The sequence below is a fragment of the Christensenellaceae bacterium 44-20 genome, assembly GCA_041223705.1.
Lineage (GTDB): Bacteria > Bacillota > Clostridia > Christensenellales > Christensenellaceae > QANA01.
Genome location: JBCLQU010000001.1, coordinates 1,022,075 through 1,042,088 on the forward strand (window position 1 = coordinate 1,022,075; position 20,014 = coordinate 1,042,088).

The window sequence follows — 20,014 nt, forward strand, 5'->3', positions numbered from 1 at the left end:
GTTTCCTTCCTCCTTTTTTTATTCCCTATTGCAAAGACAATAAGATTAATAATTATATAGATAAAATGACAAATACCCAGATATTCATCTGGCATTCATCATTCTAACTCTTTAAAATTTTTTTGCAAGCCCTACCGATGGTATAGAGTGTATCTATTCCACGCTTTCTGGTGTTTCCCCATCCAGAAGCGCTTCATAAGCAATCTCCAGGGCAATGCAAAAATTCCGAATTTCCCTGCCAGAGATCCTCCGCTGGCCAACTTCGATTTTTGCAATGGCGCTGCGCGTCAAATCGCAGCCATGGGTTTGCAGCCTCGCTGCAAGCTGCCCTTGCGTCAAACCGCGCTCCAGCCGATATTTCTGAATCCTCTGGCCCAGTTCCCTGTCGAAATCTTTGTCCAAGGCCGACATTCAAATTATCCTGCTTTGATATTTTGTCTTTATTCTAAGAAATTCTCTTTCCGCATATGCACCAAAACAGGTGCAACCATATTTAAAATTCGAAAAAATTTCTTCATTTTTGCTTTTTTTGTCGTTTAAAATGCAAAAAAAGCTATCTTTGGAAAAATTCCCTTGTTTTTTTCTTCCTATTATTTCCTAATTTCAGAAAACCTTTTCCCTTTTTTTCTGCCCTTTCACACGCCTGCCAAACCGCCACTCGGACTGCCGTGAAGGCAAAAAAAGACAAGGAGCATCTCCCTTTCTCCCAGGGGATATTCCTTGTCTCTGCATTCAAAAAGGTATATTATCTTTTTGTAGGTTTTTCCTTTTCGTATCTCATGGAAATTTTATCCAAACCAAGCAGATAATCTATGCTGACTTTATGCAGCATGGCAAGCTGGACGAGAATTTGCGTGGGAATATCTAGTTTTCCGCACTCATAACGAGAGTATGTCGCCTGGCTGACATGCAGATGCTCTGCTATTTCTTTCTGCGACATATCCTTATCTTCTCGCAGCGCTCGGATTCTAGAATAATTCCACTCCATAGTTCACCTCTTTTATACCTTAGCGCAAGCAGAATGTGTGCATTCAATTCTATGCAATTTCCGCATACAAATACATGCCGCTGCAAAATATTTTTTGTGCCAACATAGCATTCCACAGTAGGAGGCCGCCATGAAAAAGATTGAACCCAAAGAGTTATATGCCCGCCTTGCCAAGAGCATGGGCAAAACGCTGGAAGAAGTGGAGCAGAGCATGGATCAGCTGATTTGCCATATCTGGCCTTTGCTGGCCCAGGAGGACAGAGATGCCATGAGCGCCGGGCAGTACCCGACGAAAGAGCAGTTTCTCCGCTATCTCACCTGGCAAACACAGCTCGCTCTGGAGCGCACCGGAACCATCCAGGAAGAGCAGGAATAAAAAAACCGCCCGAAGGCGGTTTTGCGTGCGATTTTATTGTTTACTCATACCAGCCATCCAGCTTGCTGTGCGCCAGCCTCAGCTGCCGGGTAATCTCGATATGCTGCGGGCATTTCTTTTCGCATGCCCCGCAGGCGACGCAGTTTGGCTGATCGTGCCCGGCGTTTCGCTGGAACATATAGCTGCGCCGGGGCTGATCAAAGGCCTCGAACATCATGCCCTGGTTATAGAGCTGGAAGATCTGGGGAATGGCCACGCCCTTCGGGCAGGGCAGGCAGTATTCACAGCCTGTGCAGGGGATGGTAACGCGGCTCTCATATGCCTGCTTGACTTTTTTGAGCAGGTCTTTTTCCTCGGGCGTCATACATCCGGCGACGGCGTCTTGTCTGGAAAAAATCTCGATATTATCCTTGAGCTGCTCCATGGTGGTTACGCCGCTCAAAATGCAGCTGACCTGCGGATAGTTATAGACATGCCGAAAAGCCCATTCCGCCGCCGAGCGCTTGACCGGGAACTGCTCATAGAGCTGGGCGACGTCTTTGGGCGTGCTGGCCAGCCCGCCGCCCCGCAGCGGCTCCATGATCACCAGCGCGCAGCCTTTTTGCCCGGCCAGCGCGATGGCCTCCTCGGTTACTTCCCGATCCACGTCCAGCAGGTTTTGCTGTACCTGGCACATGGCCCAGTCGGGATAGTAGTCCAAAATCTCCCGGAAGGTGGGCAGCTCTCCATGATAGGAGAACCCGATCCCCCCAATGAGCCCTTCGCTCTTAAATTTCTCAAACTCGCCGATGACGTCCATCTGTTGGATGCCCGGCCAATCTTTCTTCTGAATATTATGAATCAGGTACACATCCAGATAATCCGTGCGCAGTTTTTTCAGCGTGTTCTCCAGATTCCGGCGGATCTCGCCCTTGTCTTTCATGACGGCAAAGGGCTGCTTGGTCGCGATATGCACCCTCTGGCGATATCCGCCGTCCAGCGCCTCGCCTACCAGCGATTCGCTCATCTGGCGGTGATACCCATAGGCAGTATCGAAATAGTTCACGCCGTGATCCGCCGCATACTGGATTATCTCGATGGCCTTTTCGCGATCGATCTCAACCGAGCCATCCGCCTTTTCCCGGCGGGGCAGGCGCATACACCCCATGCCAAAAAGCGAGACATCGAACCCCATCTTTCCATAAGGCCTGTATTGCATGTTTCTCTTCCTCCTATTTTGTTGTGGCAGTATAGATTTATTTTACTGCATAAAGTGTGCTTGAAGTCAAGCACTGTTTGGCCGGCGCAGTTGTGATAAAAAAGCGATTGGCGGGAAATGATAAAAAGGAAGTGCAAAAACTTCATAATCCAGACACAAATAGAGATTGACGGCATGTTATAATGAGGAAAAGGAGGTGCAAAGATGCGTGCTCTATACTTGCTTACCGGCGCGGCCGGCCATCTGGGGACGGCTCTGGCGCATCAATTATCCGAGCGCGGCTGCGCGGTTCGGGCTCTGGTCCTTCCAAGTGATACCAACGCGGCTCATCTCGCCGCCCTGTCCGGCGTGGAGGTGGTTTGCGGCGATATTTGCGACGCCCAAAGCCTCGAGCCTTTTTTTGCCAACCCGGACGATAGGGATCTGATCGTGATCCACGCCGCCGGCGTTGTCTCTATCGCCTCCCGGCATATTCAGAGCGTCCACGACGTCAACGTTGGCGGCACAAAAAATATTCTGGCACTCTGCCAAAAGCATAAGGTAAAGCGCCTTGTATACGTCAGCTCGGTGCACGCGATTCCAGAGGCGCCCGCAGGGACAACCATCTGCGAAGCACAGCAATTCGACCCTTCTGCCGTCTGCGGGCTTTATGCCAAAACCAAAGCCGAGGCAACGCAATGCGTACTGGATGCCGCCAGGGCTGGGCTGAATGCCTGCGTCGTGCATCCTTCCGGCATCATCGGCCCCTACGACTATGGCCGCGGCCACTTGACGCAGCTGATCCTGGATTATCTGCGCGGGAGGCTGACGGCGTGCGTCAAGGGCGGCTACGATTTTGTAGACGTCCGGGATGTGGCGGCGGGTATTTTTGCTTGCTGTGAACGGGGCGAGGCCGGCGCATGTTATATTCTCTCCGGGCAGTATGTCTGTGTCCAGGATCTCCTCTTCCGGCTGCACCAACTGACGGGAAAGCACGCTATCAAGACGGTTCTCCCGCTCTGGTTCGCGCGGCTGACCGCGCCGCTCAGCGAGCTGTACTATAAGATACTGCGCCAGCCGCCGCTCTATACGGCATATTCCCTTTATACGCTTTCCTCCAACGCGGCGTTTTCCCACGAAAAGGCGTCCCGCCAGCTTGAATATCAGCCCCGGGCGCTGGATGAAACACTTTTGGATACCGTTCACTGGCTCAAGCAGCAGCGACGCATTTCATAAAAAAAGCGGCAGGTATTGCCGCTTTTTGATTGCTTTTCTTCGCCTCGCACCTTTCATCTGTTGAAATTATGTTGCCAAAATGTTACACTAAAAGACAACTATGTGCTATTAGAAAGATGAAACTGCAATGAACCTACTTTTATTCTTACTCTATGCTTTGGGCTTTTCTTATGCGCTCTTTGGGATCATCGACTCCCTGCAAAAAAAGCAGCGTGCCCTGGAGAGCCTATTCTGGGCCGCTGCTGCGGCGCTTGTCAACACGACGCTGCTCGCTACTGCGATGGCCATGCTGGGTATCTACCGTTTTTGGCTGCTGCTTGCCATCCAGTACGGTGAAGTGCTAATTGCCGCATTTATTGCCGCGCGCAAAAAAGTGCTCTATGCGCCCAGGGCCTTTTGGGCTCGGCTGCGCAGCTATGAATTCCGTATTCTCCCCGCCATCATCCTGGCAGTTGCCTTTGCACTCTATGCACTCTTTCCCGCCAACTATATGCTCAGCGGCCGGGATCAGGGTGTCTACATCGTGCATGGTGTGCATATCGCCCAGGAAGGAGCTTTTGCCTATGATTCAGATGAGTTTCTCAATGAAAACTGGGATCGCTATAAGGAGATTATAGGGCTGGGCTCCACTGGCATCTACTCGGATCAGGCGCATGCGCAAAATACCCCCGAATATAATCGCTATCTCTTTGGAGATTCATTTTCGGATCCCCAGCCCGGGGATCTCACCCCCCAGTTCATGCCTGGCTATCCTGCCATCTTAGCCGTGGCCTACGACGCTGGCGGGCTATCGGCATTGTTCCGGGTAAACAGCGTGCTGGCCGTCTTCGCTCTGCTCGCCTTCTATTATCTGATTCGGCGCTTTTTCAGCAGCAAGGCCGCCTGCCTGGCGCTGCTCTTTCTGGCTCTCTGCCCTGCCCAGATCTGGACCGCCCGCATCACTCTGACCGAAATTCTGGCTCAATTTCTGTTTTTGGCCGCCTGCTATCTCATCTCTGCCGGCTGGGAGCAGGAGCGGCGGTTGCTCTCCCTGCTGGGCGGCGCACTGCTGGGCTTTAGCTTGTTGGTGCGCATCGATGTCTATATCTACGGCCTGGGTTTGCTGGTTTGCGCGGCCTATCTAGCCGTCTGGAACCGCCCCAAATTCTCTTATCTGCTGCCCGCAGTAGGTTCCTATGTTTTTCTGGGCATTGGCACAGCGTTTTGGGCACTGTGCAACGTCCGTCCTTATTTCGTGGATCTATTCCGTACGGGTTCCTTGCGCCTTATTCTGACGGCCAACGTGCTGCTACTGGCTTTCACCCTGCTCTGTTCGCTGCTGGGCAGATTGCTGAATCGCAAGCGGCCGCTTAAAGACTGGATGAGCGCGATCTTTGCCAGCCGCAGCGGCGCCGTCTGTATTGCCGCCTTCTTCTTGCTGGCAGCGGCCTATCTCTATTTCATCCGCCCGCAGGCGCCTTTAGCCGAGCCCATCCTGGACCCGACTTCGCCTCTGTGGAATACACAGAAGCAGATCTTCCGCTCGCGCTCGCTCATCGAATTTAGCTGGTATACCTCGATCACCGCAGTCCTGCTCTCTATCTATGGGCTATACCGCTATCTGCGCAACTATCGGGAAAAAACCTCCACTCTGCTGGTCTTGTTCGCCCTATGCATTTCCAACCTCATGGTCTATCTCTACGACCCCGCCATCAGCACGGATCACATCTGGGCTTCCAGAAGATGGGTTACTGTTTGCTTCCCCTATATTTTCCTGCTGGCCGCCTATGGCATTTGCGAAATTCGCCTTCCCAAAATCAAAGAGTTTTTGAACCGTGCTGTTCAGGGCATCTGTGCTTTGGCCATCTCGGCTTTTCTCATCTACCAATCCCAGCCTTTCCTTTTCTTCAGGCCGCTGCATGGCATTGCACAGCAGTATGAGCGCTTCGCGGATGCTCTGGAGGACGACGAGCTCTATTTTACAAACGCTTCCGAATATCACAGCACACTTCGGTTTGTCTATGGCAAAAACGTACATAAGCTAAACTACTACGCGGCAGATCGCATTCCCGCATTTTTGGATCGGAATGGCTCGCTTTACTACATTGCGGGCAACTCCTTCCCCTCGCCCTACACCATACTCGATCCTTTTGATGCGGATATTGAGTTCATTGAATCCTATACCATTTCAAGCATGGATCTCGAGTGGGCACGCGCTGCCTACCCCAGGCAGCATCAGGAGATCGATTGGCGTGCGGATCTTTACCGCGTCTCCAAAAAGAAAAACCCGCTGGTTTCAGAGCTTCCCCTTGCCATGTTCAGCAGCAATGGCCGCCTGGAATCTGAATCCAGCGAGAGCTTTATCGCGGATGGCAGCGGCGCTACGCTGCTCTTTGGGCCGTATATCCCCCTAAAGGCTGGGAATTATACCGTAGAATTCTCCTTCCGCCTCCCCCCTGGCGTAACGCACACTGAGCTGGCTACAGTGGACTTTTTGGCTGCTGGGGAAGAACAGCAGTTCCAGAACAGCATGAAGCTCTATGCCGCAGATTTCGTAGATGGGGAGTGCACACTTTCGTTGTCTATGGCGCTGAGCGAGGATGTGGAAAATCTCGAACTGCGCGTCTTCCCTTCGCCGGATGTTCCGCTGGAGATTACCGGTATCACGCTGCGCAAATAGCGGGCAATAAAAAAGAGCAGGCATAAAGCCTGCTCTTTTTTATTGCCTATGCCTGCCCATCTGGGCAGCCGACGCCGTGATAATCGAAAAGCTCCCTTGCCTGTTTGTTTTTGGCAAACACATTGCGCAGATCGAAAAACTGCCTTCCCCTCATCAGCCCGCTGACTTTGCGCAGATCCGCCCCTCTGAACTGATGCCACTCGGTCATGAGCACCAGTGCATCCGCGCCCTTGGCCGCATCGTATTCATCCTGGCAGTATGTGATCTGGCGCTCAAACTCTTTCAGACGCCATTTCGCCTCCCGCATTCCCTGAGGGCAATAGGCGCGGATGTGCATCCCAGCCTGGGCCAGCTTGGCGATGATATCCAGCGCGGGCGCATCCCGCATATCGTCTGTCTCGGGCTTAAAGGAGAGCCCCCAGAATGCGATGGTATTGCTCCCATCTGGCAGTGCCTGCAAAATCCGCTCTGCCATGCGCGCTTTCTGCTTGGCGTTGGCCTGGATGGCCGCCTGAACGACCATCATCTCTTCGCCGTGCTTTTTGGCAATATCCACAATCGCCCGGGTATCCTTTGGGAAACAGGAGCCTCCGTAACCCGGCCCCGCGTGCAAGAACTTAGGCGAGATTCTCCCATCCATGCCCATGCCCCTGGCGATCTCCTGCACATCCGCTCCAACCTGATCCGCCAGCAGCGCCATTTCGTTGATGAAGGAGATTTTCACCGCCAAAAATGCGTTGGAGGCGTATTTGATCATTTCGGCCGTCTCTAGGTTGGTAAATAGAAAGGGCGTCTGGTTGATATAGAGCACATCGTAGACCTGGCGCATGATCTCTGCCGCCCGCTCACTCTCGGTCCCGATGACGACGCGATCCGGCCGCAGGCAATCCTGCACGGCCTTCCCCTCCCGCAGAAATTCGGGATTAGAAACCACATCAAATGCAAAATTTTCGCCGCGCTTTTCCAGCTCCTGCTGGATGATGGCCCGCACATATTTTCCCGTTCCCACGGGCACCGTGGATTTATCGACAATCACCCGGTAGCCATCCATAAACTGTCCGATCTGCCGGGCGACCTGCTCGACATAGTGCAGATCTGCGCTGCCGTCTTCCTGAGGCGGCGTGCCCACCGCGATGAAAATGACCTCGCTTCCCAGCACGGCGCTCTGCATATCCGAAGTAAACCGCAGCCTGCCCTGGCTCATATTCTTATCCAGAAGCTCTTTGAGCCCCGGCTCATAGATGGGCAAAATGCCCTGGCGCAGCCGCTCTATTTTCTGCACATCCACATCCATGCACACGGCCTGCATGCCAAATTCAGCCAGAATCACGCCCTGAACCAGGCCGACATAGCCCGTTCCAATCACTGCAATATTTTTCATCGCTTCTCCAATCCGGTTTTCATGCTGGGAAGTCTCCCTCTGCGCCTTTCCTGGCTATTCCTGCTGCTCCCAAAGCGAGCAGATGTTTTCCCTCATTCTATCCCAGGAGTAGCGGGCAGCCTCCTGCCGAATATTTTCCGCAAACGCTTCCGCTTTTTGCTCTTCAAAAAAGCGCACCACAGCTTCTGCCAGCGCTTTGGGATCTCTCGGCGGCACGAGATAGCCCGTTTTTTCATGCAAAACGACATCCGGCAGTCCGCCTACATTCGTCGCCACCACCGGCCGTTCAAACCCATACGCGATTTGCGCAATGCCGCTCTGCGTCGCAGATTCATAGGGCAGAACCACGAGATCGCTGGCCGCAAAATACTGCTCCACTTCCTGATCCGGGATATATCCATCGCAAATCGTGAGGAATTGCTCTGCATTATTTTGCGCAATCAGCTCCAGATATTCCTGCTTGTCCTTGCCAAAATCCCCGACGATAAGCAAGTGCACCTTTGGCAGGCGCTTTGCAATCCCCGGCAGCGCGGCGATGAGATGCTTCAGCCCTTTATACTCCCGCACAAACCCGAAGAACAGCAAAACCTGCTCCTGCCCGCCAAGCCCCAGTTTTTGCCTTGCCTCTTCCTGCGTTAAGTTCTGGAACTGGAAGGCATCGTAGGTTGGGTGCACTGCTTCGCAAACCGCCGCATCCCGGCGTATGGAGCGCAAATCTGCCGCATCTGTTTTGGAATGGGTGATGAAAAAATCGCCTTTTTTGAGCACCATTTTGGTCAGCGTCCGATCCATCGGAAAGCGCTCGTGCGGGAAGACATTATGGCAGATAAACAGCGTCTTTACGCCCCCTCGCCTCAGCTTGCGCAGCAGGCTCCGGTAGCAGGGCGCAAAATAGGGATGCCACCACTGGAAAATGACCAAATCCGGCTTTCGAGCCAAAATCTCCCTGGCGCATTTGCCCCAGCTAAACGGGTTGGCCGTATGCAAAATGTACTTGGTATCCTGCACTTCAAAGGAGTTATTCTCAAAATCCTTCTGCTCTTTGCGGAAGAGAATTTTGGGATACTGCACCTCGAACGAGATCATCTGCGTCTCGAACTGCCCTCTCAGGCTTTTGCATAGAAGCCCGGTATAGTGCGCGATTCCCCCTTTATACGGGTAAACCGGCCCAACGACGGCGATGCGCCTTAGCTCTCTGTTCAACGCGAATTCTCCTTGGGTGTATTTTTTTGCGCGTCATACTCCAGCTTTTTAATCCGGTAAAGCGCTTCGTCCAGCACTTTGCGGTTGGTTGAAATCATATCTGCCAGCATACCGAAAACCGCCAGCACCACAGAAACCATGATAAAAATAGATGCAAAAATCAGCGACTGCACATGCCCGGTGGCTGTGCCGCAGAAAAAGAAATACAGATAGCGGACTGCCGGAATCAGGCCGATGATCAGGCTGATCAGCGCCATGCCAAGAAACATTTTCAGCGGCTTTTTGGAGGTATAGACCCGGATAATCGTTCCGGCCGAACGCTTGATATAGCCCCACATGCTCTTAAACAGGCGCGACTCTCTCAGCTTTTCGTTTGTGCGGATCTTGACGTTCGCCAGCCCCAGCTTCTTGTTGCCTGCATCGATGATCGTCTCCAGCGTATAGGTGTATTCGCTGGTAACGTTGACTTTCATGGCTGCATCCCGGCAATAGGCGCGAAAACCGCTGGTCGTATCCGTAACTTTGCTGCCCGATGCCTTGCGCACCACGCTGCTGCCCGCCTTTTGCAGCTTCTTTTTGAGGCTGGAGAAATGCTCGATGCTGTCCGTATCCCGATCGCCGATGACCATCTCGGCTTTTCCCTCCAGAATCGGCTGTACCAGCGCCGGAATATCCCCGCCGTAATACTGGTTGTCGCCGTCTGTATTGACGATGATATCAGCGCCCAGCCGCAGGCAGGCGTCCAGCCCGGCCATAAAACCCTTGGCCAGCCCGCGGTTGTTGGGGAACCGCACGATATGGTCCACGCCCAGCTCTTTTGCCACTTCCACCGTCCGATCCGTGCTCCCGTCGTCGATAATGAGCGTCTCGATCTCGTCGATTCCATCAATTTGCTTTGGCAAATCGGCAAAAACCGCGGGCAGCGTTTGCTCTTCATTATAGCAGGGGATCTGTATGATTAACTTCATAGAATTGCCTTTCCTCAAAAAACTACAAAATATACTAGAATAAATTATAGTACAATATTTACTTTTTCGCAACAACAAAGACGCATGCGCTTTTCCGGCCCTGCCCGGCCTCAAAGTATCCTTCAGAAAGAATCTATGGCGTTCAGAGACAGCCCACTCAATTTCTGAGATTTTGCCAAAAGCGCGCCTAAATCAGCTTCGGCTTTCTTTCGCCGCCGGCTGTCTCGTCGCGCCCGCTTCCTGCTCAATGCAGGAATTCCTTTACAATAAAAAAGCGGCGCGCTGCGCCGCCCCTTTTTCTAGCGTGAAATTCTCTGTATGCCGATGCCCAGAAGCCCCGGGCCCGTATGCACCACAAGCGCCGGGCTAATCTGCCCCTGAAAAACCTCCCGCGCCCCTGGGAAAAATTTCTTTGCCTGCTCCGCGATCTGGCCGGCTTCTGTTTCTGCCCCGCCATGCGCAATCGCCAGGTTGTATTCCCCTTGGCCTGCGAAGGCCTGCGCCAAGGCAATCGCCTGCTCCAGCGAGCGCTTTCTTCCCCTGGCCTTGGCGGCGGTATAATAGACCCCTTCCTCATTGCAGGAGATGATCGGCTTGAGCTGGAGCACCGTCCCAAGCACAGAGGGAATCAGCCCGATTCTGCCGCCTTTTCTCAAATACTCCAGCGTCTCTACGCAGAAAAATACCTTGGTGTTTGTTACATCCCATTCCAGTTTGCGCACAATCTCTTCAAAGCCCATGCCCTGCTGCACCATCCGCAATGCGTGGATAGCCGTAAACCCGGCGCCGATGCCAATATTTTTGGTATCGATCACCCGCGTCTGAATCCAGTCGAACTGCGCAGATGCCAGCTGCACAACACCGTTCGTCCCGGAAAGGCCGCTGGAAATTGTTACCGCAATCACCTTTTCATAGCCATCCGCCGCGATCTTCGCAAAAATACGCTGCACATTTTCCAGAGAAGGCAGCGATGTTTTGGGTACTTCCTCCTCAAAGCGCTCATAAACCTTCTGCGCTGTGATGTCGATCCCATCCCGATACTCTCCGTCAGCATACCGAATGAGCACAGGAATGCTGTAAACGCCTTCGGCCGCCGCCAGCTCCGGCGGGACATCCGTGCAGGAATCGATGAGAAGTGCAATTTTTTCTGGATTCATAGTTTTGTTCCTTTTATAATCTAGTTTTTAATATTATATTATACAATCTATATTATATTGTCAACCACTTTTCTTCTTGACATTCTTTCATTCTTTCTGCTATGCTTATTTCATCATGTTCTATGCAAGGAGAACCGCGCTATGTGCACCGATTTCCAGGCCTCTGCCGCCTATCAGGAAGTGCTGCAATTTCATTTTCCCCGCTACGGCGAGCTTCCCGCGCTGGAGCTTTATATGGATCAAGTGCTGGGAGTCGTCAACCAGTCCCTCCGCATCTTTGCCGCAGATGGCGAAAATCTTCTCACCTCCGCCATGGTCAATAACTATGTGAAAAAGAAGCTGCTTCCGCCGGCCGTGGGCAAACGCTATTCGCCGGGGCATGTCGCGCATCTTCTTTTTATTTGTACGCTCAAGCCTGTGCTGAGTATTTCTGAAATTCAGGCATTGCTGACGCTGGAATGCCAGTGTCTGCCGGCACAGCAGGCGTTTGATTGGTTTGGAGAGCTGCTGGAGCAATCCCTGCGCTGTGTCTTTGCCCGCCAATCCGATGTCTCCTCCCAGCCCCAGCCCGCTTCCGAGCGGCTCGTGCGCGCCGCAGTTTTCTCCTTTGCCAATAAGCTCTATCTGCAAAAGCATCTGGCATGGAGCGCCGCTTTTTCCGAAGAAAAGGCCGCCAAGAAAAAAGCGAAAGAGAATAAGAAGCACCCGGCAGAAGTATAGGCCGTCTTTTCGGAACTGCCGCTCTGTCCCGGGCACAGAATTGACCCATTTAGGAGGCAATGCTACCAAGCGTTGCCTTTTTGCAAACAAGCGTATCTTGCGGGCGCTTTTCCGGGAGACTATGATGAGAGGGCAGCAAAGGCTGACGCTTTGTTTTGGAGGATAAAGGATGGATACAGCAGCGACCTTTGCAGAAAAGCTAAAACGAGCCAGAAAGAACGCCGGGCTGACGCAGGAACAGTTGGCAGAAAAGCTCTTGGTATCCCGGCAGGCAATCACAAAATGGGAGTCCGAAAAAGGGCTGCCCGATATTGAAAACTTAAAACTGCTGTCTCAGGTTCTTGGCATCAGCATGGTCGACTTTTTGAGCGGCGAGGAATCCGCCTTTTACGGAATTCGCCGGGAGAAAATTGATCTGAACCGCTATGAATACCGTCCAAAGCTTTCCGGCGCCTGGCGCAAAAAAACGGGACAGAAAGATTTGGTCGTCATGGAGCAATTTCCGGATGCGGAAATCCACCGGCTTACCTGCAGGCCAGTGCTATCCCGTCAGGAAAAAGCCTTGGACAATCTCATCGGCTTTCTGACCGACGCACCCTTCGGGATACCCGCTCTCATTGCTGACCTGAAGAATCTGGAAAAGGAGTATTACCTGATTCGCCAGGGCAGCCAGCAATTTTTCGCCGTAGTGACCGACGAGCTGTTTGAGCGCCGAAAGCTGCCGGGGCCGGTCTTTGAAAAGGCCTTTCAGATTGGCGATCTGCTCTTTACAGACTGCGGCCCGCTCCCAAGATAAATAAAAAAAACGGCACGTTCCTTAGGGCGTGCCGTTTTCCTGTTTTGTACCTGCCAAACAATCTGCTTTTAGAACAAATTGGGCTTTTCCGTCTCTGCCTGCTGCCGGGAGATGCCGTTCTTCTGCATGATATAGGTCAGAACAGTCTCCAAGGCCAGGTTCGTCGGATAATCATAGTAGGCGTAAATCTGCTTGTAGATTTCTCTGTCCGAGCCAGTATCATCCTGGTAGTTGTAATCCGAGACATAGAAGGTATCCGCGCCAAGCTTGGCGACTTCCGCGCCTCTGGATGCCGTAAACAGCACAACCTTCGCGCCGACGGCCATGGCCGTCTTTGCAAAATCCACCAGCGTGGGCGTGCTGCCCGAGCCGGAAGAGAGCACCAGCACATCACCTTCTTTGATGCTGGGCGCCGTCGCCATGCCCACGACATAGACACGCTTGCCAAACTGCGAAAGCCGCTGGCCAAAGTTCATTGCCGTCTGGCGGGATCTGCCCCGGCCAGCCACGAATACGTTCTTCGCTCCATCGATGATATCCGCGATTTTCTGGAGGTTATCATAATCGAACCTGCTCATCACATCCTTCAGCGCATCCGCGGCCAGATGGTATTTGAAATCTTCTTTGACGGTGATCTGAGCCATCGTGGAATAGGGAACGCCGTTAATTATCTTTTCCATACTCTCCGCTCCTTTTTAATAGAGGTTCGCCAGCTCTTCCTGCATCTTTTCAGGTGTCAGGCCGCGCTTCTTCATCAGATACATGACGATGCAGTTATAGGCCAAATCGATGGCATATTCCGCATAAAGCCCAGTGGGCTTTTTCAGCCGGCTCTGATCCGCATCCATGCGGTAGACCGTGCTGGCCAGATCACCGATGGTGGATTTTTCCGCCTCGGTAAACAGCACAACTTCCACGCCATAGGAGGCTGCCTTTTTCGCAAAGGTAACCAGCGATGCCGTCTCGCCCGAAGAGGAGCCGATGATCAGCAAATCTCCCTTATGGATGGAGGGCGTGGAAATATCGCCGACGAGATGCGCGCGGATGCGCATCTGGCGGAGCCGCGTAGCAAAGCCCATGATATTCATGCGGCTGCGCCCCAGGGCCACGACAAAGACGCTGTTGGCCTTGTCGATTTTATCTGCAATCTCAACCAGCTTCTCATCGTCCATATATTCCGCGACGATCTTCATCTCTTCCAGGCGCTCTGCATGGAATTTTCTCTTTTCATGATAGGTCAGGTGCGCGCTCTGCACCTTTTTTTCTTCGCTCATTTTCGCTTCCTCCTTGCCTTAATAGAGGTTGGGCAGTTCGCGCTGCATCCGCTCTTTGCTCTTGCCGAGTTTCTCCTGAACGCGCATCGCGATGGCATCGCAGACCACATAAAGCGCAAGCTCAAAATACTCCTCTGCAATCAGGCCATCTTCCGCCTGGCAATCGAAAAAGACCACTTCGCTGGCATCCTTTTCCAGCGTCGATCCCTTTGCCATAGTGAAGAGATCGTAATCGATGCGCAACTCTTTTCCCTTTTTCATAAAGGTGATGGAGGTTTTATCCTCGCCATCGACAGAGCCGATGAGCACAACATCTCCCTCATGCACGGAAGGCGTGGGCGGGGATTCCTCCAGCCGGTAGGCGCGCACGCCCATCTGCCGCAGCCGCTGCGCCAGGCACATCAGCGCCAGGCCCGGGCGGCCCACATCCGCCACGACGAAGGTGTTATCCGATGAAATGATTCTATCTGCAATTTTCTCTATTGCGGCATAATCCAGCCCTTCCAGGGCTTTCTTTGTGCCGGCAACAGCGTTTGCACAAGTCTGTTTTATCATAGCTCTCTCCTTTTGCCCTGGCCTACTGAAGGTTCGCGTGCAGCGGGTTCTCTGTTGGCCCAAGGGTAATGCCCAGGCGATCCATGAAATAGTGGCTCATGCCGACATCCATGATATACAGCACAGACTGCTCAAACTGCGCGCCGATGGGCTGAATGGAGGCATCCTCCTGCGAGCCGGGCACGGGAACAGGCAGCTTGACGACCACATCGGCCTGCTCTGCCAGCGTGGATTTCTCCGCCGCCGTAACCAGAATGACCGGGATGTTGCCGATTTTCTTGACGGTATCCACCGCCGTGATCAGGTTCTTCTCCTCGCCGCAGGCCGAGACGACAACCAGGGCGTCATCTTCCTTGATGGCCGGCGTCGCGACGTCGCCCACGATGAACACCCGGTATCCCTGGTGCATCAGGCGCTGTGCAAAATATTTGATGGTCAGCATGTTTCTGCCGTTTGCGTGGAAGAAAATGCGGTTTGCGCCGTGAATGGTGGCAAAAACTTTGATTAAGGTATCTTCGTCGGTATACTGCGTTGCAGCATCGATTTCGTTCATGATCTGAGCGGCAATTTCTTTGATATTCATGATTTTTTCTCCTTCAAAATCCTTATTCTAGGTTGGAATGCATGGGGCCGGCGCCATCTCTTCTGCCCAGGCGCTCCTGCAGGCAGGCGCGCAGCGCCCAGTCCAGCGCATAAACGACGCACTCATCGAACAGGCCGCCGATGGGCTGAATGGAGGAAACCGTGCTGGGCACGCCAGGCAGCGGGCAATCCACACGCAGCACCAGATCTGCCAGATCACCGATGGTGGATTTCTCTGCGGCAGTCATGAGCAGCACCTTGATTTCGCCGATTTCCCTGCACTTTTTGACCATATTCAGCGTCGTGTTCGTCTCGCCCGTCCCGGAGACGGCGAAGAAAACATCTCCCGGCTTGATTGCGGGGCATGTTACATCGCCTACGACATGAACGCGGTACCCAAAATGCTTCAGATACATCGCGAAGTTCTTCATAGGCAATTCCGGCCGGCCAATGGCATGGAAGAAAATGCGGTTTGCGCCGTGAATCTCGGCAACCATCTTCCATAAGACATCATAATCCATGTCTTTTAAGGCCTCGCCGATCTCGTCCAGAATTGGGCCGGCATATTCCTTAATCATACAGCTTCAACCTCCAAAAATACTTATTTCGATCTCCAAAGCTTCTGATGGTTTTATCATAGCATTCCCCCCAGCATTTGGCAAGCTCCGCAGCCCTATTTTATCCGGCCATTTCTCCGCATAGAAAGAAGTAAAATTTCAAATTATTTAAATTTAGTTTATAAATTAAATTGGACGCTAATCCATCTCACTCTTTGCCTCTGTATAAAATACTGCGCCCCGCTTTTTTGCTCTGCTTTCTGCCCGCTTTTTACCGCCCCGAAAAAAGCACACTTTTTATCTGTTCTATATTGTAATTTTTGCGTCACTATGGTACGATAGCTATAATTCATCGTCTTAAAAATGAATATAGAATTTGGGAGGGTTTTTTTATGGAATTTTATCAAGTTCCTTGGCGTCTTGTTCCCAACAAGCTCGTGCGCTACCCCGGTGGAAGAGAGATCGATCGGTTCCGCGGTGTAGAGCCTGCGCTGGATAACGGCCGCCCCGAGGCATGGGTTGGATCCGACTGCATCGTCTGCAATACAGAGGAGATGGGGAACCCCTATGAGGGCAGAGCAGAGGTGGATTTGCCGGACGGCAAGCGCGTTTATCTATACGATATGCTCCAGGCGCACCCGGAAGAGATTCTGGGGCCAAAGCATATGGAGATTTCGGGCAAGAACCTGGGCGTGTTAGTCAAGCTGCTGGATGCGCAGTATCAGCTTGGCCTGCAGTCCCACCCGACGCGGGAATACGCCAAGAAGATGTTCAACAGCGATTACGGCAAGGCCGAGAGCTGGATCGTCATCGGCATGCGCGACGACGTTCCCGAGCCGCCGTATATGTATATCGGCTTTAAAGAGGGCATGACCCGCGAGAAATTCGCAGAGCCCTACTACCGCGACGATATCCGCGCCATGGAGGAATGCTGCCATAAAGTGCAGGTTCGGCTGGGCGATGTGTTCTTCGTGGGCGCCGGCCTGCCCCATGCCATCGGCGCTGGCTGCTTCGTCGTCGAAGTGCAGGAGCCTTCGGATATCACCGTCGGCGCAGAGCGTCTCTGCAAATATAAGCCGGACGTTACACCCGAAGAGGAAGCCGAATACGACGAGCGCCTGCTGGGAACCTATATCTACGATGGCTGCACCTATCAGGAAAACCTCAAGCGCTGGCTCATCGAGCCGACGGTCATCCGCGAGGGCGACTGGGGCAAAGAGGCCGTTCTCATCGGCGCAAACCAGACGGATTATTTCTCCTGCACGCGCCTGGATGTGAAAGGAAGCGCTCCGCTTCGGACGACGGGTTTCGTGCAGATCGGCATCGTCGTGGAGGGCAGCGGCAAGCTGGTATATGAAGGCGGCGAGATGGAATTAAACCGCGGCGACGAAATTTTCCTGCCCTATGGGTTCGAAAATGCGCAGGTCGTCTCCCCCGAGGGCGTCGGCATCATGTGGAGCCATCCTCCGGGCGCAAAGCATCAGTAATATCATACAAAGCAACACAGCTCCGGCAATGCCGGAGCCTATTTAAGGAGATACTTTTATGAGAGAAGTAATCGCATACGGAAGCTCTACTGTCGATAACCTCGTGCATATCGACCACCTGCCCACACAAAAAGACGAGGGCGCGCAGATTCTCGAGACCAGCTGGCAGTTTGGCGGAAAAGTTGCCTCGGCGCTGACGGCCATTGGGCAGCTTGGCGCGAGCGGCTCCATGATCGGCATGGTCGGCGCAGATTTCTACGGCGAGTGCATCATCCGGGATTTTGAGCGCTACAACATCGATACCTCGCATATCCTCCAGGACGGCACATCCGCCTTCTCCCTGGTGCTTTCTGACGAAGTCACCCACGGCCGCAACATCATCTTTGAGATGCCCAAAGGCCGCAAATACGGCGTAGAAGACATTGACGAAGCGTTTGTCGCCCAGCATAAGATTTTGCATCTGGAGAACGCCGATGCAGTCAGCCACCGCCTGGCGGATATCATGCATCAGGCGGGCGGCATCGTTACGGTAGACGGCGACGGCTATTCGGATGAGATGCAGGCCATGATGCCCAAGTTCGATGTATTCATCGGCTCGGAATTCTACTATACCAAGCTCTTTGGCGAGAGTGAGGATTTTGAGAGCAATCTGGAAAAAGTCCGCAAAATGGGCCCGAAGATCGCAGTCTTTACGCTGGGCGACCGCGGCTCTGTCGTCAAGTGGGACGGCGGCTTCTACTTCGCTCCGGGCTACAAAGTGAAGGTTGTTGATACGGTTGGCGCAGGAGACGTCTACCACGGCGCGTATCTCTATGCGCTGCTGCAAAATATGCGCCCGGATGAGGCCGCGCAGTTCTCCAACGCCGTCTCCTCCATCAAGTGCACGGCTATCGGCGGCCGCGCAGGCGTGCCCAACCGCGAGATGGTGGATTCCTATATGAAGACCGGCGAATACGACCGCACGCTCATTGAGGAAAAACTCGCGCGCTATAAAATTTTGGCCTAACTCTCCTTAGGCGCAAAGGCGATACAAAAAATTTGAGGGCTGCCATCTGGCAGCCCTCTTTGCGCGCATGGGGACGACTATCCAAAAGCGGTATCAAAAACGATACCGCTTTTAAGTGCAATCTTATTTCATATCAGCGCCCGAATCTGGCAGCATAAATAGAATCAAATCCGGCTGGCCTTCGCTCCATCCTTCGCTCTCGTCCCGGTAGTGCCAATGTTCCCGTTCATCTGCCGGAAACTGCGCGAATTTCCCGCGAACATTCTGCAAAAATCCGATGACTTGCTCCAGCTCCCCTTGCTCAAGGTTTAAGACAATTTCATCCAGCTCTGCCCAATCCTCTTTTCCTTTTTTACGCCCAAACAAAAACATATATCGTCCCTCCTTTTTTCAAGCGATAAAAAGAAGCGCCTGCTCTGCGAGCCGGCGCCTCTGCCATTCTATCTACTTTGCCAGTTTTTCCAGCAATGCACGGACAAACTGATAGACCCGGTTCATGGAAGAAATCGAGACTTCCTCATCCGGCGTATGCCCGTTATGCTCATCCGGCCCGATGGCGACGATATCCAGCTCCGGAACTTTCGCCTTGAGCAAGCCGCATTCCAGCCCGGCATGAATCGCTTCAATCTTGAAGGGCTTTTTGAACATCTCCTCATATGTGCTTTTGGCGAGATCGCGCACTTTGGAATCGGGATCATAGGCCCAGCCGGGATAGCGGCTTCTCAGATGGAATTCAAAGCCAAAGGCATCTGCCAGAATGCGCAGCCGCTGCTCGGTCTGGTCTTGCCGGCTTTCCACGCTGCTTCTGGGGGAGAAAGCCACCCAAATATCTGCGCCTTCCGTATGGACGACACCCATATTGCTGGAGCTTTCCACTAGCCCTTCCATCGTCGGGCTCATGGAGAGCACACCGTTTGGTGCCAGATAGAGCAGGCCGACGACATCCTTGGTGCAGGCGCAGTCGCCCATGGTTGCCGGCGCATCCACCTCGCTCACCTCGATTTTAAATCCCTTATCCAGCTCGGTGCATTCGGCCAGAATCTCTTTTTCCAGTTTCTCTACAGCCTGTCTTGCCGCCAAAACATCCGGCACTGCGATGATCGCGACGCACTCTCTTGGAATCGCGTTATCCTTGCTGCCGCCCGTCAGGGAAACGATGTTCACCTTGGGCAGGTTATAGAGCACGCGTCCCATCACGGCGTTGGCGTTGGCGCGGTTGGAATTGATCTCCCCGCCGCTGTGGCCGCCCATCAGCCCCTTGACTTCCAGCTTGAGCGCCGTCCCGGCAAAGGGAACCTGCTCCATGCTCTTTTTCATATCGATGCGCATGCCGCCGGCGCAGGAAACTGTCGCAACGCCTTCCGGGCCCGCATCCATGTTGATCATGGTCTTGGCGGAAATCTGGCTGCCATCGAAATTTCTCGCGCCGTCCAGCCCGGTCTCCTCCTGCACGGTAAACAGGCATTCCAGCGCCGGGTGCACCAGCGTATCATCCTCCAAAATTGCCAGCATATAGCAGACGGCCGTGCCGTTATCCGCGCCCAGCGTCGTGCCCTCCGCCTTGAGGTAGTCCCCCTCAATATAGAGCTTTAGGGGATCCTTCTCAAAATCATGCACATAGTCGTTATTCTTCTCGCAGACGATATCCGTATGCCCCTGAAGCAGCACCGCCCCCGCCTTTTCGCACCCAGGCGAAGCGGGCTTTTTGATCATGACGTTGTGCATCTCATCCCGATAGCAGAACAGCCCATGCTCCCTGGCGAACGCTTCCAGATAGTCGGCAACGCCTTTTTCATTGCCGGATCCCCGGGGAATCGCGCTGATCTCCTCAAAATAGCTGAGCACCCGAGCGGGCTCCAATCCTTTTGTTACAATATTCATCTTGCATATCT

General features: G+C 53.3%; 21 protein-coding genes. 7 read left to right on the forward strand and 14 right to left on the reverse strand.

Translation table 11 applies throughout. From position 1 onward, the window contains the following. Nucleotides 1-153: 153 nt before the first annotated feature. Together AALG83_05380 and AALG83_05385 are read right to left on the reverse strand one after the other, a co-directional pair. Nucleotides 154-411 carry a helix-turn-helix transcriptional regulator gene (locus AALG83_05380; protein ID MEY8382585.1) on the reverse strand — a complete coding sequence of 86 codons (258 nt, stop codon included), beginning with the start codon at nt 409-411 and terminating at the stop codon, nt 154-156. A 334-nt stretch (nt 412-745) separates the two neighbouring features. Continuing rightward, nucleotides 746-988, reverse strand: a complete 243-nt coding sequence (locus AALG83_05385) for a helix-turn-helix transcriptional regulator (protein MEY8382586.1) — start codon at nt 986-988, stop codon at nt 746-748. A gap of 130 nt (nt 989-1,118) precedes the next feature. On the opposite strand from AALG83_05385, the gene AALG83_05390 reads away from it, so the two are divergent. Next, entirely contained in the window at nt 1,119-1,364 is a 246-nt protein-coding gene (locus AALG83_05390; GenBank protein ID MEY8382587.1) for a hypothetical protein, read from the forward strand. A 40-nt stretch (nt 1,365-1,404) separates the two neighbouring features. Here AALG83_05390 and AALG83_05395 read toward each other — a convergent pair whose 3' ends face one another. Continuing rightward, complete coding sequence (locus tag AALG83_05395) at nt 1,405-2,562, reverse strand: aldo/keto reductase (GenBank protein MEY8382588.1); 1,158 nt, start codon at nt 2,560-2,562, stop codon at nt 1,405-1,407. 204 nt (nt 2,563-2,766) lie between these two features. Here AALG83_05395 and AALG83_05400 point away from each other — a divergent pair, with 204 nt between their 5' ends. Together AALG83_05400 and AALG83_05405 are read left to right on the forward strand one after the other, a co-directional pair. After that, on the forward strand, nt 2,767-3,777 hold the full coding sequence (locus tag AALG83_05400) for an NAD-dependent epimerase/dehydratase family protein (protein MEY8382589.1): 1,011 nt from the start codon (nt 2,767-2,769) through the stop codon (nt 3,775-3,777). Nucleotides 3,778-3,904: 127 nt separating this feature from the next. Next, nucleotides 3,905-6,436: a glycosyltransferase family 39 protein gene (locus tag AALG83_05405; GenBank protein ID MEY8382590.1), complete on the forward strand. Its 2,532-nt coding sequence runs from the start codon at nt 3,905-3,907 to the stop codon at nt 6,434-6,436. Between the two features lie 46 nt (nt 6,437-6,482). Here AALG83_05405 and AALG83_05410 read toward each other — a convergent pair whose 3' ends face one another. The 4 genes from AALG83_05410 to AALG83_05425 all read right to left on the reverse strand — a co-directional run bounded on the left by AALG83_05410 (nt 6,483) and on the right by AALG83_05425 (nt 11,145). Beyond that, nucleotides 6,483-7,817 (reverse strand): UDP-glucose/GDP-mannose dehydrogenase family protein, encoded by a 1,335-nt coding sequence (locus AALG83_05410; protein ID MEY8382591.1) that lies wholly within the window; start codon nt 7,815-7,817, stop codon nt 6,483-6,485. 54 nt (nt 7,818-7,871) lie between these two features. Continuing rightward, entirely contained in the window at nt 7,872-9,020 is a 1,149-nt protein-coding gene (locus tag AALG83_05415; protein MEY8382592.1) for a glycosyltransferase, read from the reverse strand. Beyond that, nucleotides 9,017-9,988 carry a glycosyltransferase family 2 protein gene (locus tag AALG83_05420; protein ID MEY8382593.1) on the reverse strand — a complete coding sequence of 324 codons (972 nt, stop codon included), beginning with the start codon at nt 9,986-9,988 and terminating at the stop codon, nt 9,017-9,019. Before AALG83_05420 ends, AALG83_05415 begins: the two co-directional genes overlap by 4 nt. Before the next feature lie 299 nt (nt 9,989-10,287). Continuing rightward, nucleotides 10,288-11,145: a DegV family protein gene (locus AALG83_05425; GenBank protein ID MEY8382594.1), complete on the reverse strand. Its 858-nt coding sequence runs from the start codon at nt 11,143-11,145 to the stop codon at nt 10,288-10,290. Between the two features lie 141 nt (nt 11,146-11,286). Here AALG83_05425 and AALG83_05430 point away from each other — a divergent pair, with 141 nt between their 5' ends. After that, nucleotides 11,287-11,865, forward strand: a complete 579-nt coding sequence (locus AALG83_05430) for a DUF1836 domain-containing protein (GenBank protein ID MEY8382595.1) — start codon at nt 11,287-11,289, stop codon at nt 11,863-11,865. Nucleotides 11,866-12,034: 169 nt separating this feature from the next. Continuing rightward, nucleotides 12,035-12,661 carry a helix-turn-helix transcriptional regulator gene (locus tag AALG83_05435; protein MEY8382596.1) on the forward strand — a complete coding sequence of 209 codons (627 nt, stop codon included), beginning with the start codon at nt 12,035-12,037 and terminating at the stop codon, nt 12,659-12,661. Between the two features lie 68 nt (nt 12,662-12,729). Here the strand turns inward: AALG83_05435 and AALG83_05440 are convergent, their stop codons facing one another. Genes AALG83_05440 through AALG83_05460 form a run of 5 tightly spaced genes read right to left on the reverse strand, consistent with a single transcriptional unit; the run spans nt 12,730 to nt 15,650 of the window. Further along, complete coding sequence (locus AALG83_05440; protein ID MEY8382597.1) at nt 12,730-13,341, reverse strand: SIS domain-containing protein; 612 nt, start codon at nt 13,339-13,341, stop codon at nt 12,730-12,732. A 15-nt stretch (nt 13,342-13,356) separates the two neighbouring features. Beyond that, a complete protein-coding gene (locus AALG83_05445) occupies nt 13,357-13,935 on the reverse strand; it encodes an SIS domain-containing protein (protein MEY8382598.1) in 579 nt (192 codons plus the stop codon). Between the two features lie 18 nt (nt 13,936-13,953). After that, a complete protein-coding gene (locus AALG83_05450; protein ID MEY8382599.1) occupies nt 13,954-14,490 on the reverse strand; it encodes a hypothetical protein in 537 nt (178 codons plus the stop codon). A 22-nt stretch (nt 14,491-14,512) separates the two neighbouring features. Next, entirely contained in the window at nt 14,513-15,073 is a 561-nt protein-coding gene (locus AALG83_05455) for an SIS domain-containing protein (GenBank protein ID MEY8382600.1), read from the reverse strand. 22 nt (nt 15,074-15,095) lie between these two features. Continuing rightward, a complete protein-coding gene (locus AALG83_05460; GenBank protein MEY8382601.1) occupies nt 15,096-15,650 on the reverse strand; it encodes an SIS domain-containing protein in 555 nt (184 codons plus the stop codon). A 371-nt stretch (nt 15,651-16,021) separates the two neighbouring features. Between AALG83_05460 and AALG83_05465 the strand changes: the two genes are divergently transcribed. Both AALG83_05465 and AALG83_05470 read left to right on the forward strand, forming a co-directional pair. Further along, nucleotides 16,022-17,116, forward strand: a complete 1,095-nt coding sequence (locus tag AALG83_05465; GenBank protein MEY8382602.1) for a hypothetical protein — start codon at nt 16,022-16,024, stop codon at nt 17,114-17,116. 58 nt (nt 17,117-17,174) lie between these two features. Then, the gene (locus tag AALG83_05470) at nt 17,175-18,122 is read left to right on the forward strand and encodes a carbohydrate kinase family protein (protein ID MEY8382603.1); all 948 of its coding nucleotides are present in this window, start codon (nt 17,175-17,177) and stop codon (nt 18,120-18,122) included. A gap of 123 nt (nt 18,123-18,245) precedes the next feature. On the opposite strand, the gene AALG83_05475 is transcribed toward AALG83_05470, so the two are convergent. Next, the gene (locus AALG83_05475) at nt 18,246-18,494 is read right to left on the reverse strand and encodes a hypothetical protein (protein ID MEY8382604.1); all 249 of its coding nucleotides are present in this window, start codon (nt 18,492-18,494) and stop codon (nt 18,246-18,248) included. A 72-nt stretch (nt 18,495-18,566) separates the two neighbouring features. Next, complete coding sequence (locus AALG83_05480) at nt 18,567-20,003, reverse strand: aminoacyl-histidine dipeptidase (protein ID MEY8382605.1); 1,437 nt, start codon at nt 20,001-20,003, stop codon at nt 18,567-18,569. Between the last annotated feature and the right edge of the window lie 11 nt (nt 20,004-20,014).

What these genes read in the sequence shown, in the direction of transcription:
- AALG83_05380 (MEY8382585.1), bottom strand. Translation starts at nt 411, where the DNA reads ATGTCGGCCTTGGACAAAGATTTCGACAGGGAACTGGGCCAGAGGATT.
- AALG83_05385 (MEY8382586.1), bottom strand. Translation starts at nt 988, where the DNA reads ATGGAGTGGAATTATTCTAGAATCCGAGCGCTGCGAGAAGATAAGGAT.
- AALG83_05390 (MEY8382587.1), top strand. Translation starts at nt 1,119, where the DNA reads ATGAAAAAGATTGAACCCAAAGAGTTATATGCCCGCCTTGCCAAGAGC.
- AALG83_05395 (MEY8382588.1), bottom strand. Translation starts at nt 2,562, where the DNA reads ATGCAATACAGGCCTTATGGAAAGATGGGGTTCGATGTCTCGCTTTTT.
- AALG83_05400 (MEY8382589.1), top strand. Translation starts at nt 2,767, where the DNA reads ATGCGTGCTCTATACTTGCTTACCGGCGCGGCCGGCCATCTGGGGACG.
- AALG83_05405 (MEY8382590.1), top strand. Translation starts at nt 3,905, where the DNA reads ATGAACCTACTTTTATTCTTACTCTATGCTTTGGGCTTTTCTTATGCG.
- AALG83_05410 (MEY8382591.1), bottom strand. Translation starts at nt 7,817, where the DNA reads ATGAAAAATATTGCAGTGATTGGAACGGGCTATGTCGGCCTGGTTCAG.
- AALG83_05420 (MEY8382593.1), bottom strand. Translation starts at nt 9,988, where the DNA reads ATGAAGTTAATCATACAGATCCCCTGCTATAATGAAGAGCAAACGCTG.
- AALG83_05425 (MEY8382594.1), bottom strand. Translation starts at nt 11,145, where the DNA reads ATGAATCCAGAAAAAATTGCACTTCTCATCGATTCCTGCACGGATGTC.
- AALG83_05430 (MEY8382595.1), top strand. Translation starts at nt 11,287, where the DNA reads ATGTGCACCGATTTCCAGGCCTCTGCCGCCTATCAGGAAGTGCTGCAA.
- AALG83_05435 (MEY8382596.1), top strand. Translation starts at nt 12,035, where the DNA reads ATGGATACAGCAGCGACCTTTGCAGAAAAGCTAAAACGAGCCAGAAAG.
- AALG83_05440 (MEY8382597.1), bottom strand. Translation starts at nt 13,341, where the DNA reads ATGGAAAAGATAATTAACGGCGTTCCCTATTCCACGATGGCTCAGATC.
- AALG83_05445 (MEY8382598.1), bottom strand. Translation starts at nt 13,935, where the DNA reads ATGAGCGAAGAAAAAAAGGTGCAGAGCGCGCACCTGACCTATCATGAA.
- AALG83_05450 (MEY8382599.1), bottom strand. Translation starts at nt 14,490, where the DNA reads ATGATAAAACAGACTTGTGCAAACGCTGTTGCCGGCACAAAGAAAGCC.
- AALG83_05455 (MEY8382600.1), bottom strand. Translation starts at nt 15,073, where the DNA reads ATGAATATCAAAGAAATTGCCGCTCAGATCATGAACGAAATCGATGCT.
- AALG83_05460 (MEY8382601.1), bottom strand. Translation starts at nt 15,650, where the DNA reads ATGATTAAGGAATATGCCGGCCCAATTCTGGACGAGATCGGCGAGGCC.
- AALG83_05465 (MEY8382602.1), top strand. Translation starts at nt 16,022, where the DNA reads ATGGAATTTTATCAAGTTCCTTGGCGTCTTGTTCCCAACAAGCTCGTG.
- AALG83_05470 (MEY8382603.1), top strand. Translation starts at nt 17,175, where the DNA reads ATGAGAGAAGTAATCGCATACGGAAGCTCTACTGTCGATAACCTCGTG.
- AALG83_05475 (MEY8382604.1), bottom strand. Translation starts at nt 18,494, where the DNA reads ATGTTTTTGTTTGGGCGTAAAAAAGGAAAAGAGGATTGGGCAGAGCTG.
- AALG83_05480 (MEY8382605.1), bottom strand. Translation starts at nt 20,003, where the DNA reads ATGAATATTGTAACAAAAGGATTGGAGCCCGCTCGGGTGCTCAGCTAT.